The following is a 13629-nucleotide window of genomic DNA, read 5'->3' as shown; positions in this document are numbered from 1 at the left end:
CCCCGGCCCCTCTCCCGCCATGCGGGAGAGGGGAGAAAAACCAATCGCAGTGCAATCACCCTTTCCACGGCATGCGGATGGCTCGCCCGATCGCGCCAGTACGCAGCGCGATCTTGGCGGCGTCCTCGCGCAGCGCGCGCAGGCGACGCTCCAGCACCGCGTTGGCGGCGCGCCCCGAGGAACTCGCGGTTGTCGCGGCGTGCTGGTCCTGCGATGCCTGACGGGGCTCCCTTGCCCCGATCTCGCCCGCGGCGGCGGCCTGCGCCAGCACATCGGCCTTGCGCCGGTCGGCCGAATCGGCGATGCGCGCGCGGCGTTCGCTCGCATCGTCATTGCTGGCGTTGGCTGCGGACGACGCAATGCCCTGGTGCACCAGCCCCACACCAGCCACGGCCGCTTCAGCTTGCGTGCGGATGAAGCCCACGCCGCTTGCCCCGTGACGCTCCTCTCCCGCCAGCCGCTCGCTGGCCAGCGTCAGTGAACGCGTTGCCGCATCGGTGGCCTGTTCGATCGCCGCTTCGGCCGCCGGAATATCCAGCTCGCTGTAGTGCTGCCGTACCTGAATGCGTGCCGCGGCCACGTGCGCGGCCACCAGGTAGTTCTGCACGATAAAGCGGCTCAGGTTGTCCACGGCGCGCTGCCGGCTGCGCGGTTCGTCGAGCATGCGCTGGAACGACGAGATCAGCGCCGACAGCGCATCCATGAACTGCTTGCGCTGCACGCGGTAGGCGAAATCGTCCTTGGCCTTGCGCATGAGCAGGTTGCGCGTGGCGACGATATAGCGGCGGTTGGCTTGCAGCACGTTCTCCACCAGCTTCGGGATGGCGCGGTATTCCCAGCTTGGCAGCACGAAGCTGAACACCGAGGCAATGATCCCGCCGATCACGGTATCGACAAGCCGCTCGCCCACCACCGTGTGGCTGCCCGGCATCAGCAGGTTAATCTGGATCAGCACCTGCACACAGGCCGCAATGGCCGTGTAGCGATACTTGATCGTGGAGAACGCCGCGCTGGCCACCAGCGCCAGGTAAAGCACACCCAGCAACACCAGCGGCGCGTGAATCCAGTGCAGGATGGCGACGCTGATGATGCAGCCGATCAGCGTACCGATCAGGCGATCGTTATAGCGCTGCTTGGTCATGCTGAAGTTCGGCTTCAGGATCACCACGATCGTCAGCAGGATCCAGTAGCTGTGCGCGGCATAGGGCAGATGGTCGCCTAGCCAGAGCCCGGTGCCCACCGCCAGCGTGATGCGCACCGCGAACCGGAACGCGGGCGAGCGCCAGTTCAGGCTGTCCAGCACCACGCCAAGCTCGTACTTCTGGCGTGTCAGGAAGGGCGTCATGTCCGAGCCGGGCAGGACCTTCGCGGGCTCCACGGGCGTGCGCGACGCCTCGTGCAACTGGCCCATCAGCGTTATCGCACCGCGGATCATGTCGAAGGTTTCCGCCAGTGCCGTCATCGCCGCCGGCTGCACATGGTGATGGCGCAACTGGGCGATTTCCGCATCCACCGCGCTCACGTCCGCAGCATAGTCGAACGCGCTGTAAGACGGCCGCCCGCGCGTGATGTCGTAGGCGATCTCCTCCAGGTCCTTGCACAGCCCCAGCACCAGCCGGCGCAGGCCGTCGAGTACCGGCGTGCCGCCGAACGTCTGCCGCAGCAGCGGGTAGTCGGTATTGGTCGACAGCAGATACTCGTACAGGTCCAGCATGCGCAGATGCACCCGGATCAGCAGCCCGTCATAGGGTGTCTTGTTGCCGCGCAGCACCATGTCGCGCGCGGCCTGCTGGCGCTCCGCCACCACGATCTGCTGTCGCACCAGGCGGTTGAACAGTGCGTCGTAGTCGGTGCCGGCATCGTAGAACGCGGCCTTGATGTCGAGATAGGCAGCCATCTCGTAGAGCGACTCCGCCAGGACCTGCTGCCGCGTGCGCCGTTCCAGGATCCAGGCCACGCAGATCGCGTAGAGCGTGTAGCCCAGCGCGCCCGCACCGAACAGGGCTGCGTGCGACAACGCCGTGCGCACCACGAACTCCTCGTTGACCGTCAATGTCATGACGAACAGCATCGAGAACTGCAGCGGCATGGTCTTGTTGCCGTAGACCGTCATCATGCCCGCCAGGAACGTGACGAGCACGAGCACGAACGGCATCACGCGCGGAAATGGCGTGGCCAGTGCAACTGCCGCGGTCACTGCCGTGCAAAGCAGCACGCTGGCCAGCATCTCGTTGACCTTGTGGTTCAGCGGGCTCGGCAGGTCCATCAGGCTCGCGCAAAGCGCCCCGATCGAGATCACCATTGCGCTGGGCAGGTCCATGAACGGCATCGCCAGCAGTGCCAGGCCGATGACGCCCGTGGCCGAGCGCAAGCCACGGTAGAGGTAGTGCGAGTAGAGGAACGTGCGGGGATCGTGCGCGTATTCCATGGGGCGATCGACGTGCCGGATGGGGACCGGATCAAAGGGGGCGCCGCCGTCACCGGGACGGCGACGGCGCTGTCACTCTCACTATGTCGGGCAGCTTACTGGCCAAGCCAGCGTGCTCGCCCTGCATGCTTGCCCGCTTCCACGGACACCTTGTACTGCACCGCCGGCTCACGCGCCAGCGTCACCGGCAGCACCTGCAGCTCGTCACGCCGGAACACGTGCAGTTCCACACGATCGCCTGCGCGGTAACGCGCCAGCAGCTTGTCCACCTGGCCCGGTGCCACGCGCAGGCCATCAACGGCAGCCAGCAGGTCACCCGCCGACAGCCCGGCCGCCTGCCCTGCCCCGCCGTCCAGCACCTGGCTCACACGGACCCAGCCATCCTGCGTGCCGGTCTTGATGCCGAGCGCCGCTGTGCCCTCTGGCTTCTTGACTTCGGCCTTCACGCCGAACGCACGCAGCAGCGGCACAAGGCCGATCTCGCCGGTGCCTTCGGTCAGCGCGCGCAGCAGATTGCCAAGGCGCAGGCCAGTCACCTCGTCGAACAGCGCATGGACCTCGGCTTCGGTCACGCCTCGCTGCACGGCGCCAGGCGCATAGAAGTCGCGCCCATGGCGTTGCCACAGCGTGCGCATGATGTCGTCGAGCGACTTGCGGCCGCGCGTCTTCTCGCGGATCGTCAGGTCCAGCGCCAGCGCCACCAGCGAGCCCTTGGTGTAGTAGCTGACGATCGCGTTCGGCGCGTTCTCGTCCTGGCGGTAGTACTTGGTCCAGGCGTCGAACGAACTGTCGGCCACGCTCTGCTTGGTGCGGCCGTTGCCGCGCAGCACGCCGTTCCAGGTCTTGCCCAGCATCTCGACGTACTGCTGGTTGGTCACCAGTCCGGTGCGCACCAGGATCAGGTCGTCGTAGTAGCTCGTGAAACCCTCGAACAGCCACAGTAGCGGCGTATGGGTTTCGCGGTCGAGCTGATACGGCACGAACGCCGCGGGCTTGATCCGCTTGACGTTCCACGTGTGGAAATACTCGTGGCTGCACAGGCCCAGGAACGTGCGATAGCCCTCGCTGGTCTCGCTGTTGCCGCGCGCGGGAAGATCGTTGCGCGCGCACATCAGCGCCGTGCTGGCGCGGTGTTCCAGGCCGCCGTAGCCGTCGGTCGTGACCATCGTCATGAACACGTAGCGACGATTGCTGTCCAGCATCGGTGCCAGTTCCGAGCGCGGTTCGAACAGCCGGATCTGCGCTTCGCAGATCTTTTTCAGATCGCGGCAGACGCGCTGCAGATCAAGCTGCGGCACCTTGCCCGTGAATACCACGTCATGCTGCACGCCGCAGGCGCGGAAGCTGGCCAGCGCGAACGTGCCCATCTCGACGGGATGGTCGATCAGTTCGTCATAGTCGGCGGCCTGGTAGCGCCCGAAGCCGTAGCGGCGCGCGCCGCCGGGGCCGCGCGCTTCCGGCAGCGCCGTGGCCACGCGCCAGCCGGCGTAGGCTTCGCCCGCGGGCGGGTGGATATCGACCGTGCACGGTCCATCGTCCTGGCCGGCCACTCGCAGGAAAACCGAGCTGCCGTTGAAGAACCCGTGCGTGGTGTCTAGATGCGCGGCGCGCACCGACAGGTCCCACGCGTAGACCTCGTAGCTGACCACGAGCGGGCCCGCATCTGCCGCCAGCGGCGCGGCCTGCCAGCTCTGCTTGTCCAGCTTCGTGAGCGGGACAAGCACGCCGCCCGCTTCGGCCTGGATGCGGACGATGTTGCGCGAGAAGTCGCGAATCATGTAGCTGCCCGGAATCCACGCGGGAAGCGTGAACACCTGGCCAGCGGAATCGGGAACATCCACCGTCACGGTGACGGCGAACAAATGGGCTTCCGGATGAAGCGGGGCGATGGCGTAGCGGATCGGCGTCATGGTCACGATTGTAGCTTCACGTCCCGGACCGTCCCGGGACGCCGGTTTGCGGCAATCGTCACGATCAGCCGTTTACATCAACCACCACACGCCCGCGCATGCCACCTTCGACAATCCTGTGGCCCGCATCGATCGCGTCTGCAAGCTTGATCTCACGCGTGATCGCCTGCAGGCGGTCCGGTGCCAGGTCCTGTGCCAGGCGCTTCCACGCAGTTTCGCGCAGCGGCATCGCGGCCATCACGCTGTCGATGCCGGCCAACGTCACGCCGCGCAGGATGAACGGCGCCACCGACGCGGGGAAGTCCATCCCCTGCGCCAGCCCGCACGCTGTAACCACCCCGCCATACCGCACCTGCGCACACGCGTTGACGAGCGTGTGCGAGCCAACGGAGTCGACCACGGCCGCCCAGCGTTCCTTCTGCAACGGCTTGCCCGGCGCGCTCAGTTCGGCGCGGTCGATCACGTCCACGGCGCCAAGCGCACGCAGGAAATCAGCCTCGGCGGTCTTGCCCGTGGATGCGGTCACGCGGTAGCCAAGCTTCGACAGGATTGCGATTGCCACCGAGCCGACACCGCCCGAGGCGCCTGTCACAAGCACGTCGCCGTCGCCGGGACGGACCGGGCCATTCACGCCGCCACGTTCGAGCGCCAGCACCGACAGCATCGCCGTGTAGCCGGCCGTGCCAATTGCCATTGCCTGGCGCGTGGTGAACGCATCGGGCAGCCGGACCAGCCAGTCGCCCTTGAGCCGCGCGCGCTGCGCCAGGCAGCCCCAGTGCGTTTCGCCAACGCCGAAGCCATTCAGCACCACGCGATCGCCGGTCTTCCAGCGCGGGTCGGCGGATTCGAGCACGGTGCCCGCACCATCGATACCGGCTACCATCGGCCATTTGCGCACCACCGGCGAGCGGCCCGTGATCGCCAGCCCGTCCTTGAAGTTGATCGTCGAGTAGTCCACCGCCACCAGCACGTTGCCGTCCGCGGGCAACTGGCTTTCATCGAGGTGGGCGATTGCCGCCTGCGTCTTGCCGTCGGCCTGGGTCAGCAGCAAAGCCTGAAAAGTCATGATTGGTGTCTCCCGCTTCGTAATCGTTGTTGGGTGCGCAAATGCAAAGCGGCCGGACTGTGCCGGCCGCTTCAGACAGCCGGATTGGGTCCGGCCTTGCGCTTATTTCTTGAGGCTTGCGAGCTTGCGCTCGAGCGTCGCCGCATCGGCGGCACCGGGAATGCGCGTGCCGTCTGTAAAGAACACGGCCGGCGTGCCGGTGATGTTCAGGCTCTGGCCGAGCGCCAGGTTGTCATCGACCGGCGTCTTGCAGCTGCCGTTACCGGTCAGCGCCACGTGGTTCAGCATCCAGTCGCGCCAGACCTTGGTGCGGTCGGTGGCGCACCAGACCTGCTTGGCCTTGACCGCCGAATCCGGCGACAGCACCGGGTACAGGAAGGTGTACACGGTGATGTTGTCCATCTGCTGGAAGGTCTGCTCGATCTTCTTGCAGTACGCGCAGTTCGGGTCCGAGAACACCGCTACGGTGCGGCTGCCGTCACCCTTGGTCCACTTGATGGCACGGGACAGCGGCAGGTCCGCCCACTTGATCTTGTTGAGCTCGGCCATCCGCTCCTCGGTCAAGTTCGTGTTGGTCTTGGTATCGATGACCTCGCCATTGATGATGTAGCGGCCGGTGGCATCGGTGTAGACAATCTGGCCGCTGACATTGACTTCATAAAGCCCCGGCACCGGCGCCTTGGTCACGCTCTTGACCTCCGCACGGCCGCCCAGCATCTTCTGGATCGACGCCTTGATACGGTCCGTGCCCGGCTCATCCGCGCCAAGCGCGTGCAGGGCATAGCCGGCGGCAGCCACGCCGCTTGCCAGAGCCGCGATTGCGGCGAAACGGGCGGAACGGCGGCGGAACATTTGCAACATATTGACTCCAGGAAATCGATGCACCGGTCAGTGTGCCGGCTTGTTCATCATCGGTAAATCGTTAAAGGTTGGTTTGACCTCGCAAGCGTTACCCAAGGGCATGCCCAATCAGGAACCGCTTGAGCAGCCCCTGGCTGCCCACGGCGCGCATCCCCAGGTTGCGCACCACGCGCGCAGGCGTGCCGGGCAACGAAAACAGGCGATGCAGGCCGTCCGTGGCGGCGGTCAGCGAAAGCAGATCGGTGGCGCGCGCGCGCTCGTAGCGGCGCAACAGGCGCAAATCGCCTTCGGAACGGAACGACTCTTTGTCGGCCATGACACGCCCGAGTTCCACGACATCGCGCAGCCCCAGGTTCATGCCCTGGCCGGCCAGCGGATGAACCACATGCGCCGCGTCGCCCACCAGCGCCACATGCGGCTGGACGAACTGTTCGGCGCGCTGCAGCACCAGCGGAAAGCCCTGTGCGGGCGTAATGCAACGCAGTGTGCCAAAGCGTGCGCCTACCGCGCCGCTGGCAACCTGCGCGACGGTTGCCGCCAGTGCCTCCGGCGACAGCGCAAGCAGATCACTCGCGTGGGCTTCGTCAGCCGACCAGACCATCGACACACGATTGCCGGGCAGCGGCAGCATCGCAAGGATTTCGCCGTTGGCCGGTTCCTCATCAGCCATCAGCTTCTCGGGCGCACCAAGGAACCACTGCCAGGCAGTTTCCTGGTGCGGCAGCTCGCATTCGAAGTTGGCCACCACGCCAAGCTGGCGATAACGGCGCTGCGTGGTGCCGATATGGCACTGCTGACGCACCCAGGAACGCGAGCCGTCGGCGCCAACCAGCAGATTGGCCCGGACACGGGCGCCACTGGCCAGCGTCAGCATCACGCCGTCGAGATCACGCTCAAGCGCCGTGGCGGTGTCGTCGAACCATTGCACTTGCGGCTGGAAGCGCAGCGCGGTATCAAGCACCCGCTCGACATGACCCGATTCGACGATCCACGCGAGCTGCGGCACCGCGGCGGCGTAGGCGGAGAAATGCAGGTCGCCATGCGGCGTTGGGTCAGTTTCGGACGCGCTTTCGTCGCCGAACACGCGCATGTCCCGCACAGGCTGGACGCGGGCCGGATCGAGCGCCTCCCAGACACGCAGCCGTGCCAGAAGCGCCTGCGAACTGGCCGAGAACGCGTAGATACGGGCATCCCAGTCGTTTTCCCCCGACGGCGCGCGCTCGGCAACGGGCCTGGGCGCCACCAGCGCCACCTGCATGCCCTGCTGCGCCAGCAACAGCGCGCAGGCCTTGCCGACAAGGCCACCGCCGACCACGGCGATCTGGAAGCGGGAGGAAGGATTCGAGGACATGAAGGAAGTGGCGGCGCGATGCGCCGATGCGGCAGATCCGGACATGCCTGGATTATAGCGACGTGACGGGGGCGGCATTACTGACACAACGCATGCCCCGCCGGCTGGATTGCCACCCCGTCCGGCAGCGCCCATCCGCTAGAATACGGGTTTCGCTATTTTCCGCCTGACACCATGAGCCTCAAATGCGGCATCGTCGGCCTGCCCAATGTCGGCAAGTCCACGCTGTTCAATGCCCTGACGAAAGCCGGCATCGCCGCCGAAAACTATCCGTTCTGCACCATCGAACCCAACGTGGGCGTGGTGGAAGTGCCGGATCCGAGGCTTGCCAAGCTGGCCGAGATCGTAAAGCCCGAGCGCATTCTGCCGGCGACGGTCGAATTCGTCGACATCGCTGGCCTGGTGGCCGGCGCGTCCAAGGGTGAAGGCCTGGGCAACCAGTTCCTGGCCAATATCCGCGAAACCGACGCCATCACCCACGTGGTGCGCTGCTTCGAGGACGACAACGTGATCCACGTGGCCGGCAAGGTCGACCCGCTGTCGGATATCGAAGTCATCAACACCGAACTGGCACTGGCCGACCTGGCCACCGTGGAAAAGGCCGTGGCCCGCTACGTCAAGCCGGCCCGCGCAGGTGACAAGGAAGCCCAGCGCCTGGTGGCCGTACTGGAAAAGGCACAGGCCGTGCTCGACCAGGCCAAGGCCGTGCGCACGCTGGACCTGTCCCAGGAAGAGTGGGAAGCCCTGCGCCCGTTCTGCCTGATCACCGCCAAGCCGACCATGTACGTGGCCAACGTGCGCGAGGATGGTTTCGAGAACAATCCGCACCTGGACGCCGTGCGCGAGCACGCCAAGACCACTGGCTCGCCCGTGGTGGCAGTCTGCGCCGCCATCGAGGCCGAGATCGCTGACCTGGACGACGCCGACAAGGCAGAATTCCTGGCCGACCTGGGCATGGAAGAACCGGGCCTGGACCGCGTGATCCGCGCCGGCTTCAAGCTGCTGGGCCTGCAGACCTACTTCACCGCTGGCGTGAAGGAAGTGCGCGCCTGGACGATCCACGTGGGCGACACCGCCCCGAAGGCCGCGGGCGTGATCCACACCGACTTCGAACGCGGCTTCATCCGCGCCCAGACCATCGCCTATGACGACTACATCTCGTTCAAGGGCGAAACCGGCGCCAAGGAAGCCGGCAAGATGCGCGCCGAAGGCAAGGAGTACGTGGTGCACGACGGCGACGTGATGAACTTCCTGTTCAACGTCTAAGCCAGACCGGTTGTAGCCAGAGATTCCGGACCATACCGGAATCTCCCCGAAAGCCCGCTCCAGTTGCAGCGGGCTTTTTTTGTTTCCGCTCGCCTCACATCATTCCCCAATCGCCCGTCGGCGCCTGCCCCTCAGCCAAGGCGACTCTCGGCCAGCCGATTGCGTAATCCTGCCCAGTGATTTCGACGATAGACAGGGCTGATAGCAAGAACGTGCAGGACAGAATCGTATTTTGCCGATTGTCCGTGGCCGCTCAGTAAGGACAAATGGGGACTTTGCGCAACGCAAAGGAGCAACAGGATGGAACTCAAGGGGGGGGGGCCGGTGTCCGTCACGCGCGAGTTGCCCGCGCGACTCGACAAGCTGGCAGCACGTATCGTTGGCGAAGGCGTCAAATGAACGTCGCCCGTTGGTTGTTCCTCCTGCCGGCCACGCTTCTCCCGGCATCGTTTGTGGGACTGGCCCTTTACTACCTGGTGACGGTGCCGACGAAGGATGACTTCTTTGTCGGCCCTGCCGGCGCCTTGACCGGAACCGTCCTGTTGTTTGATGCCGTGTTGGGCGCTTTGGCCTTCGCGGGCTTTCTCTATAGTCTTTGGATTGCGCCAGCGGAACGGCGAGAGCTATGCATCATGGCGACGCTCTCTGTGCTTGCCTCCGCCGCTGCCTATGGGTTGGCCATGCAGGTATTGCGATATGGCTATCGGCTGCCCGCCTGACACGGTTGTCACGATGCCCCTTCCCCACGCCAGCGCAAGGCATCTTTGATGCCGACGAAATGATGAAACTGCTTCTTGCCGCGCTGCCCGCGCTGCTATCCATTGGATTTGTCGCTTACCGGGTGCTGTTTGTGCCGGTCAACCATACGGGCTTCACGCCGCATTATCTGGACGTCTTCTCGATGGCATCGGTCCTGCTGGCGTTGGCCTTCAGGCTGGAACGCCGCGCCCTATGGGGGATTGCGGCGCTGGCCGCGCTGAACACGTATCTGGTGATATGGGCCATCAATTCGCAAAATCTGCTTGAGTACGAAGACTGGATCAAGCGTGGGATGCCCGGGAAGACCGTCGGCGCCGGATCTGCATACAGCGTTGTGCCGTGATCAGGCCAAAGCTCATAGTCTGCCGGGAGCGGCGCTCCTTTCCGCCCCGATACCCTACATCGCCCCCAACCGCTCGTCCCGCATCCCCACCAGCAGCGCCTGACCGCTTGCGTCCACGCGGAACTCGCCGAACTTCGCCTTCGCATAGCGCTCCGCCTGTCCTTCCTGGAAGAACCATGCATCGGTCGATACCTGCACCGTCGACCGTCCCCAGCGCGACGGCACGTTCTGCACGCGCAGCAACTGTTCGCCGTCGGCCAGCGGCTCATCCTTGTGCAGGCGGACGAAGTGTCCCTCGTTGCTGGCATCGCGACGAATGACGATGACTTCCTCGCGGCGAAGCTGTGTTTCCTCGTGGCCGTGCGTGGCCGCCACTTCCATGCCGATGGCGAAGTTCAGCGCCATGTAGTCGCCCTGCATCAGGGATCGCGGATCGACCGGCGCCAGGCGCAGGTAGACCACATCGCCACGCGAGATCACGTTTTCCTTGCCGACGATGCCGGCCACGGCGACGCCGATGGTCAGCAGCCAGCCAATGACAATCCAGCGCCTCATGCGATGGCCTCCTTGCGCGGCAGGCGGGTCAGCGCGATACGTGCGGCCAGCAGCAGCATTCCGGCCGCCGCCAGCGTGGCCGATTTGGCGAGCAACGTCCATTGCAACGTGCTGTAGTACCAGACAAAGCCAAGCAGGATTGCGGCGATGGCCAGGCCCAGCCAGGGCAGCGACGCGCGCCGCAAGGCCACCGCGAGCGCGAGCACCCCTGCCGTCACGGCCGGCGCCATCAGCATCAGTGCACTGAACGCGATCGACACCGCCAGCAGCGCCCCGCGGATGCGCGCCTCACAGCCCGTGCGCAAGCATTCGATCAGCGTGAAGGTGGCCAGCACCGCGCCAAGCAGGGCGCCGGGCAACCACGCGCCGGGCGTCTGCCACGGCCTGCCATCGTCGATCAGGATCGAAAACGGATGCGCGGCGGCAGTGACGATCAGCGCTGCGGCCACGCCGAACAGCAATGTCGCGTCGGCGGCGGGCTCCCAAAGTCCGTGTCGCCCCTGCGCCGCGATGCGTGCCTCGTTCAGCACGAAGGCTGTCACGGCGGCCATGGCCAGTGCGGCCAGCACCCCTACCGAATACGGTATCGCCTGGAACGGATGGCGAATGGGGGCGCCCAGCGCAACATATAGCGCGACGGTCGCCGCGGCCCAACAGCCGAGCACTGCCACGAATCGATGCAGGCGATTGGGGACGATCGCAAACAGCACGGCTTCCAATGCCGCCACGCCAAGCCAGAACGGCGCGGTATGCACAAGCCGGTCGATGCCGAGGCTCTCCCCCACGCCGACGATCACCATGCCCTGCCCGCCCAAGCTTGCAGCCAGCGCGAACTGGCCCAGCGCGATCCGCGTGCTGTCGTGCCCGGCCAGGCGATACATCGTGATCGCCGCGCCAATCATCAATACCCCGGTGACGGCGATGGCAGGCCCGTTACCGCGCGTCACGGCGAAAACAGACCCCAGCAGGAACAACTGGGCAAACAGCGCGCCCAGCCAGCCTGCCGCGCCCATCAGCAGGCGAATCGGCCACGGCGTGCGCAGCGTTGCGGCGTACTCGCCGTGCACTGCGCCCCGGGTGGCCAGTTGCTGCCATAGCTGGCGTTCGAATTGCTCGGTACTCATGCCGCCCTCCCGCTTTCTTCGCGCCATGCCCGCAGCAGCCACGAGGCGGCGACCACGGCCAGCCCGATCGTCAGCATGGCCAGCAACAGGAACGATCCAAAGTCGCCATGGAAATCGATCAGCCAACGGCCGGCCGCCGTGATGATGACGCCGATACCGGTCAGGCAAACCAGGCTCAGCACGACGATGTCGAACGCGCGCCAGCGAAACCAGGCCCCGAGTCCGATCAAGGCCGCCCCACCGACCAGCAGGCCGACACCTTCGACATGGCTTGTCAGCAGACTCATCAGGCCGACCCAGCCCGCATACCCGCACGCCAGCAGGCCGATCAACCGTGGGCCAGTGACGCCGCGGAAGCCCCAGCTACCGGCGCGGGCCGCCAGCGCGTACCAGAGCGCAAGCTGGATGACCGACGCCGCAAGCAGGAACATCATGGTTTCGCGCGCGTATCTGGCCGAGAACAGCAGTTCGAACATGCCGCCCACGCCAAGCTGCACGCTGCCATAGCGCAGCAGCGCCACATTCCCCACGACCAGCACGATCCACCAGTGCGGCGCGGAACGCGCGGCCAATGCCCAGGGCACCGCCAGCAGCGTCCACAGCGCAAAGAGCTGCCACGCATCGGCGCCGGTCTGGTAGGTCTGCCCGATCACGGCCATCAACACGCCGGATACGATCTGCGCGCCAGCCAGCGCCGCGCGCCCCGGCATGTCGCCGGACGGGCGCAGCGCGGCAAAGCCCGCCAGCAGCGTCAGCGCGGCGGCAAGCAGTGCGAATTTCGCGAACTTGTGGAGCGCCTCCCAGTTGAAGGCGAAGAAGACGATGACGCCGGCGCATAACAGCGCCGCGCCGAGGATCAGCAGCGCGCGGTCCAGCCAGTTGCGCCAGTCAGTGCGGTCCGGGAGCGTTGGCGCCCAGGCTGCGGGCAGGGCATCCGCGTCCAGGCGCCCCTGGGCACGCCAGTCGGCCATGGCCTGCTGCGCGGTGCGGCGATGTGAAAGAGTTTCCAACCGGCGATCTCCCGAACGTGGGCGTGCCTCGCAATGTAGCAAAAATGGACCTCCGAGTGATGAAATCGCCAGCCCATCCACGTTCGATCCCGGGACTTCCACCCCCGCCCGCACATGGGTATGCTGGCGTCCTCTCCGTACCAGGCCACGCACACCATGACTCTCGGCATCCTTGCCGCCCTGCATGACGAAGTTGACGGCCTGATCGCCGCGATGCGCCATGAGGACGCACGCGCCACGCAGCGCACGATCGGCATGCGCGATTACTACAGCGGAACGCTGCACGGCCAGCCAGTGGTGCTGGTGCTGGCACGCGTCGGCAAGGTTGCCGCGGCGGCCACCACGGTTACGTTGATCCGGGAGTTTGGCGTGGACGAAATCGTGTTCACGGGTCTGGCCGGCGGCGTGGGGCCCGGCGTGCGCGTGGGCGATATCGTGGTGGCGGACCGGACGGTCCAGCATGACATGGACGCCCGGCCGCTCTTTCCGCGCCACGAGGTGCCGCTGCTCGACCGGACCGAATTCCCCGCCGATCCCGTACTCACCGCTGCGTTGCGCCGCGCCGCCGAGGACTTCCTGCGGCTGGACCTGGCCACCGAGGTACCCGACGGCGTGCTGTCCCGCTTTGGCGTGCACGACCCGCGCCTGCATATCGGCATGATCGCCAGCGGCGACCAGTTCATCAATTCGGCGGCGGCGGTTGGCGCGTTACGCGAACAGTTGCCTGCGCTGCAGGCCGTGGAAATGGAAGGCGCCGCACTGGCGCAGATCTGCCACGAGTACGGCGTGCCATACGCGCTGCTGCGCACGATCTCGGACCGCGCGGACGACACCGCGCATGTGGATTTTTCGGCATTTTTGCGTGATGTCGCGAGCCACTACTCGGCAGCCATCCTGCGCCGATTCCTCGATGCGAGGGCTTGAATCGTCAGAAATCTGCGGCAAATTCCTGACTT

12 protein-coding genes are annotated in these 13629 nt (G+C 65.8%); 4 read left to right on the top strand and 8 right to left on the bottom strand.

Annotated elements, in window-relative coordinates; genetic code table 11:
* Positions 1 to 55: 55 nt before the first annotated feature.
* From B552_RS0120895 to B552_RS0120875, 5 genes are all read right to left on the bottom strand, one after another.
* The gene (locus tag B552_RS0120895; RefSeq protein WP_019451011.1) at positions 56 to 2428 is read right to left on the bottom strand and encodes an FUSC family protein; all 2373 of its coding nucleotides are present in this window, start codon (positions 2426 to 2428) and stop codon (positions 56 to 58) included.
* 95 nt (positions 2429 to 2523) lie between these two features.
* A complete protein-coding gene (locus B552_RS0120890; RefSeq protein ID WP_019451010.1) occupies positions 2524 to 4338 on the bottom strand; it encodes a M61 family metallopeptidase in 1815 nt (604 codons plus the stop codon).
* Positions 4339 to 4402: 64 nt separating this feature from the next.
* Complete coding sequence (locus B552_RS0120885) at positions 4403 to 5404, bottom strand: MDR family oxidoreductase (RefSeq protein WP_019451009.1); 1002 nt, start codon at positions 5402 to 5404, stop codon at positions 4403 to 4405.
* Between the two features lie 102 nt (positions 5405 to 5506).
* A complete protein-coding gene (locus B552_RS0120880; RefSeq protein ID WP_019451008.1) occupies positions 5507 to 6265 on the bottom strand; it encodes a DsbC family protein in 759 nt (252 codons plus the stop codon).
* An 88-nt stretch (positions 6266 to 6353) separates the two neighbouring features.
* A complete protein-coding gene (locus tag B552_RS0120875; protein WP_019451007.1) occupies positions 6354 to 7661 on the bottom strand; it encodes a UbiH/UbiF family hydroxylase in 1308 nt (435 codons plus the stop codon).
* 129 nt (positions 7662 to 7790) lie between these two features.
* Between B552_RS0120875 and ychF the strand changes: the two genes are divergently transcribed.
* The 3 genes from ychF to B552_RS0120855 all read left to right on the top strand — a co-directional run bounded on the left by ychF (position 7791) and on the right by B552_RS0120855 (position 9984).
* Positions 7791 to 8882, top strand: a complete 1092-nt coding sequence (gene ychF / locus B552_RS0120870) for a redox-regulated ATPase YchF (RefSeq protein ID WP_019451006.1) — start codon at positions 7791 to 7793, stop codon at positions 8880 to 8882.
* Positions 8883 to 9277: 395 nt separating this feature from the next.
* The gene (locus tag B552_RS0120860; RefSeq protein WP_019451004.1) at positions 9278 to 9601 is read left to right on the top strand and encodes a hypothetical protein; all 324 of its coding nucleotides are present in this window, start codon (positions 9278 to 9280) and stop codon (positions 9599 to 9601) included.
* Between the two features lie 59 nt (positions 9602 to 9660).
* Positions 9661 to 9984: a hypothetical protein gene (locus tag B552_RS0120855; protein ID WP_019451003.1), complete on the top strand. Its 324-nt coding sequence runs from the start codon at positions 9661 to 9663 to the stop codon at positions 9982 to 9984.
* Positions 9985 to 10038: 54 nt separating this feature from the next.
* Here the strand turns inward: B552_RS0120855 and B552_RS0120850 are convergent, their stop codons facing one another.
* From B552_RS0120850 to B552_RS0120840, 3 genes are read right to left on the bottom strand one after another with little or no spacing between them, the layout of a single operon-like run.
* The gene (locus B552_RS0120850; RefSeq protein ID WP_019451002.1) at positions 10039 to 10539 is read right to left on the bottom strand and encodes a GDYXXLXY domain-containing protein; all 501 of its coding nucleotides are present in this window, start codon (positions 10537 to 10539) and stop codon (positions 10039 to 10041) included.
* Positions 10536 to 11663: a DUF4401 domain-containing protein gene (locus B552_RS0120845; protein WP_019451001.1), complete on the bottom strand. Its 1128-nt coding sequence runs from the start codon at positions 11661 to 11663 to the stop codon at positions 10536 to 10538. Before B552_RS0120845 ends, B552_RS0120850 begins: the two co-directional genes overlap by 4 nt.
* On the bottom strand, positions 11660 to 12673 hold the full coding sequence (locus B552_RS0120840; RefSeq protein ID WP_026035886.1) for a DUF2157 domain-containing protein: 1014 nt from the start codon (positions 12671 to 12673) through the stop codon (positions 11660 to 11662). The genes B552_RS0120845 and B552_RS0120840 overlap by 4 nt, the downstream gene beginning before the upstream one ends.
* Before the next feature lie 156 nt (positions 12674 to 12829).
* Between B552_RS0120840 and B552_RS0120835 the strand changes: the two genes are divergently transcribed.
* The gene (locus tag B552_RS0120835; RefSeq protein ID WP_026035885.1) at positions 12830 to 13597 is read left to right on the top strand and encodes a 5'-methylthioadenosine/adenosylhomocysteine nucleosidase; all 768 of its coding nucleotides are present in this window, start codon (positions 12830 to 12832) and stop codon (positions 13595 to 13597) included.
* Positions 13598 to 13629: the final 32 nt, after the last annotated feature.

The organism is Cupriavidus sp. BIS7 (assembly GCF_000292345.1).
Taxonomy (GTDB): Bacteria; Pseudomonadota; Gammaproteobacteria; order Burkholderiales; family Burkholderiaceae; genus Cupriavidus.
Note: the sequence above shows the minus strand (reverse complement) of the source record. Positions and strands in the feature narration are given on the sequence as shown.